Annotated in this window: 4 protein-coding genes; 3 read left to right on the forward strand and 1 reads right to left on the reverse strand. The window is 70.1% G+C overall.

The annotated features are described in order from the left end of the window. Both AC1DTF_RS32120 and AC1DTF_RS32125 read left to right on the forward strand, forming a co-directional pair. Positions 1 to 817: APA family fibronectin-binding glycoprotein (locus AC1DTF_RS32120; RefSeq protein WP_477477004.1), on the forward strand; the 817-nt coding region annotated here is incomplete at its 5' end. 219 nt (positions 818 to 1,036) lie between these two features. Further along, on the forward strand, positions 1,037 to 1,342 hold the full coding sequence (locus AC1DTF_RS32125) for a GlsB/YeaQ/YmgE family stress response membrane protein (protein ID WP_057166042.1): 306 nt from the start codon (positions 1,037 to 1,039) through the stop codon (positions 1,340 to 1,342). Between the two features lie 26 nt (positions 1,343 to 1,368). Here AC1DTF_RS32125 and AC1DTF_RS32130 read toward each other — a convergent pair whose 3' ends face one another. Next, positions 1,369 to 2,145, reverse strand: coding sequence for a lysostaphin resistance A-like protein (locus tag AC1DTF_RS32130; RefSeq protein WP_477477005.1), 777 nt, complete (start codon positions 2,143 to 2,145; stop codon positions 1,369 to 1,371). 84 nt (positions 2,146 to 2,229) lie between these two features. Between AC1DTF_RS32130 and AC1DTF_RS32135 the strand changes: the two genes are divergently transcribed. Next, the coding region (locus AC1DTF_RS32135; RefSeq protein ID WP_477477006.1) for a CoA transferase at positions 2,230 to 4,242 on the forward strand (2,013 nt) is incomplete at its 3' end.

Here is a 4,242-nt window from a genome sequence, read left to right on the forward strand (position 1 = left end):
GCCGCCCGGCGCCCCCGTGCCGCCGGCCGCCCCGCTGCCCCCGGGTGCACCCCTGCCTCCGGGCGTGCCGCCCCCACCGGCCGACCCGAACGCACCGCCCGTCGATCCGAACGCTCCGCCGCCGCCACCGGCTCCGGAGCCGGGCCGCGTCAACAACGCTCCCGGCGGCTTCAGTTACCTGCTGCCCGAGGGGTGGAAGGTGGCCGACGCCACCCAGCTGTCCTACGGCCAGGCGCTGCTGACCAAGATCCCGCCGCCGGGAACCGAACAGCCGCCGAACGACACCAGCGTGCTGCTGGGTCGGCTCGACATGAAGCTCTTCGCCGGTTCCGAAGCCGACAACGCCAAGGCGGCCGCCCGTCTGGCCTCCGATATGGGCGAGTTCTTCATGCCGTTCCCGGGGACCCGCCTCGGCCAGGAGACCACACCGCTGACAGCGGGCGATCTCACCGGCACCGCGTCCTACTACGAGGTGAAGTTCACAGACACCACCAAGCCGACCGGCCAGATCTGGGCCGGTGTGGTCGGTGCGCCCGCGGCGGCCGCACGCGGCCAGCGCGCACCCGAGCGCTGGTTCGTGGTGTGGCTCGGTACCGCCAACAACCCGGTGGACAAGGCTGCTGCGACGGCGCTGGCCCAGTCGATCAAGCCGTGGAGCCCGCCGCCCCCGCCGCCGCCGCCGGACCCGAATGCACCCCCGCCGCCGCCGGACCCGAACGCACCTCCGCCCGACCCCAACGCGCCGCCGCCGCGGCCCGGAGTCGGTGTTCCGGTCCCGGTCGATCCGAACAGCGCCCCCGGGATGCTGCCGGCCTAGTCGCCACGACCGTCGCCATGTCGCCCTGAGCGCCGCAGCGCGGATACATATCCGCAGCGGCTCCCTCAGGGCGACATTGCGTTGTCATGGTCGTGGCGGCGATGGACGATCGTGCCCATTTCTTGGGCATGATCGTTACCCGGGCCGGGTACACCGGATGACATCCCGGCCGCACGGTCGGGAGTCCCGCACACGGGTCACCTAGGCAGGAGTTCACTGATGGACATGCTGGCCGCTACGGAGTTTCTCGCCCGCTCCTCCACGCAGACAAGCGTGGGCTGGATCGGTTACATCATCATCGGCGCCATCGCCGGGTGGATCGCCGGAAAGATCGTCAAGGGCGGTGGATCCGGCATCTTGATGAACATCGTCATCGGCATCGTGGGTGCGTTGATCGGTGGTTTCCTGCTCAGCTTCTTCCTGGACACCGCGGGCGGCGGCTGGTGGTTCACGCTGTTCACCGCGGTGCTGGGCTCGGTGATCCTGTTGTGGATTGTGGGCCTGGTGACCAGGAAGAAGGTCTAGCGGCTACCGGCACATTGGCGCCGCGCTCAGGTGGACGCGTGCCACACGAGCGCGGCGGCCAGTGCGCCCATGCCGTTCAATGACCAGTGCAGCGCGATCGGCGCGAGCAGACTGCCACTGCGCCGCCGCAACCAGGTGAACACGAATCCGGCCGCGGCCGTGGCGATCACCGCGCCGACGACACCGGCCACCATGCCGAAAACACCGCCACCGAGGATGCGGGAGAACCCGACATTGCCGCTGGTGAGTCCGAACGAGCTGGCGATGTGCCACAGGCCGAACAACAGTGAGCCGGCGGCGGCCACACCGCGGACCCCCCAGGCGCGGTCGAGCGCACCGTGCAGCACACCGCGGAAGGCCAGTTCCTCCGGAATGACCGTCTGCAGCGGGATGATCACCATCGAGGCGATCAGTGCGCCCGACAGCGTCGCGTAGTGGTTGTTCATGAACATCGGGCGCGTCCACGGCAGCAGCGCGCCGATCGCGATGACCATCAGCACGATTCCCACGACGACGGCGGCGTAGCCGGCACCCGAGCGCCACTGCTCCCGGCCCAGACCGAGTTCGGACCAGCCCAGCCCGCGGGAGCGCACCAGGATCACCAGGCCGACCGCGGCGGCGGGCACGATCACGACATTGGCCCACGGCGTGGTGAAATGTGCCACCAGATTGGTGAGCGCGAGCACCACCACGACGATGCCCACATCGACGTAGACCCGGAAATGGTGCAACGCCGACAGCTGCCCAACCAGGGGATGGGCAGGCATTTCGAGCGGTGCAGCCACCGCGGCGGCGTCAGACATTGTCTGTAAGTGTACGTGCCGTGGTTGTCTACCTAAGTTAGCGAACTGACACGCTATGGTGTCGAGCGTGCTGAGGATGATGCGGTGACGGCGCAGGGGCCCCTGTTGGGTGGCGTGCGGGTGCTCGACCTCACGGGTGCCGATGGCGCGGCGATCACCCGGCTGCTGGCCGATCTGGGTGCCGATGTGCTCAAGATCGCGCTGCCCGGCGACGACCGCGACCGGCACACCGCGCCGCTGGTGGGTGCCACCAGCGTGCCGTTCACCTTGGACAATGCCAACAAGCGCTGCGCGACGCTGGATCCGGCCGAAGAGGCCGACCGGCGCCGGTTCGACGAACTGGTCGCCGGCGCCGACATCCTCGTGGCCGACGGGAATCGCCTGACCGGTGCTTTCGGCACCTCCTGCGCCGACCTCGCCGACCGTCATCCCGACCTGGTGGCGCTGTCGGTCACCGATTTCGGCGCAGACGGCCCCTATCGGTCCTGGCTGGGCACCGACGCGGTGTTCTACGCGATGTCCACCGCGCTGTCGCGGTCCGGCCCGGCCACCGGGACACCGGTGCTGCCGCCGATCGGTATCGCGTCGGCCACGGCCGCGGCGCAGGCGGCGTGGGCGGTGCTGGCCGCCTACTACCACCGGCTGCGTCACGGCGGCGGTGACTACATCGACTTCTCCCGGTTCGAGGCCGTGGTGCAGGCCCTCGATCCGCCGTTCGGGTCGCAGGGACAGGCCGCGTCCGGGCTGAAGCGCTCCGGCGGTTGGCGCGGCCGCCCGCGCAACCAGCAGATCTACCCGACGTTCCCGTGCCGCGACGGGTACGTGCGCATCTGTCTGCTCTCGGCGCGGCAATGGCGCGGGATGCGGGCCTGGCTCGGTGAACCCGAGGAGTTCAGCGGGCCCGAATTCGATTCGATCGCGGCGCGATTCGCCGCATCCACACAGCTGAACGCGGCGATCGGGGCATTGTTCGCCGCCGAGTCCATGGCCGATCTGGTGGCGCAGGGACAGTCGCGGGGCGTGCCGATCGCCGCGGTGCAGACGCCGGCCGAAGCGCTGGCCTCCGACCACTTCCGCGCCGTGGGCGCCCTGGCACCGTTGCCGGTGGCCGGGGGCGGCACCGTGACGGTGCCGGTCGGCCCGTTCGTCGTCGACGGCGCCCACCGCGGTATGACCGCCCCGCCGGCCGAGGGCGCGGCCCCGGAGTGGCTGGGCCCGACCAACGCACTGGGCCGGCCGCGCAAGAACKGGCGGCGACCGTTCGACGGACTGCGGATCCTGGATCTCGGGGTGATCGTCGCCGGCGGTGAACTCGGCCGGTTGTTCGCCGACCTGGGAGCCAGGGTCGTCAAGGTGGAGAGCGCCGCCTACCCCGACGGGCTGCGCCAGACCGCACCGGGGCAGGCGATGAGTTCGTCCTGGGCGCTGACCCACCGCAACGAACTGAGCTTCGGGGTGGACCTGCGCCGGCCCGAAGGTGCCGAGATCTTCGGCAGGCTGGTGGGCAGGACCGATGCGGTGTTCGCCAACTTCAAGCCGGGAACACTTGCTGCACTGGGCTTCTCCTACGACGCGCTGCGGAGGTTGAATCCCACGGTGGTGCTGGCCGAGAGCAGCGCCTTCGGGGACACCGGCCCATGGAGCGACCGGATGGGTTACGGCCCACTGGTGCGTGCCACCACCGGCGTCACGCGGTTGTGGCGGGGCGTGGGCGCCGAGAAGGACCAATTCTCGCAGTTTTTCGATGCGACCACGATCTTCCCCGATCACGTGGCAGCCAGGATCACCGCGATCGCCACCCTCGCCGCATTGATTCGCCGGGAACGCACCGGAACCGGTGCGCACGTGCACATCTCGCAGGCCGAGGTCGCGGTCAATCAACTTGCTGTGGCATATGTCGCCGAGGCTGCGGCGCAGGCCGGTCTGCCGCTCACCGAGGATCCGGCCGTGCACGCGGTCTGCCCGTGCGCCGGGGATGACGAATGGTGCGTCGTCTCGGTGCGCCACCAGGCCGACCGCGACGCACTGGCGGCGCTCATCGGAATCGACCTGCCCGCCGACGGCACCGCACTGACCGCCATCCTCGGGGCCTACACC

The organism is Mycobacterium sp. P4_H6 (assembly GCF_056400845.1).

Bases quoted from the DNA above. Each gene is read 5' to 3' on its own strand.
- AC1DTF_RS32125 (WP_057166042.1), top strand. From the start codon at position 1,037: ATGGACATGCTGGCCGCTACGGAGTTTCTCGCCCGCTCCTCCACGCAG.
- AC1DTF_RS32130 (WP_477477005.1), bottom strand. From the start codon at position 2,145: ATGTCTGACGCCGCCGCGGTGGCTGCACCGCTCGAAATGCCTGCCCAT.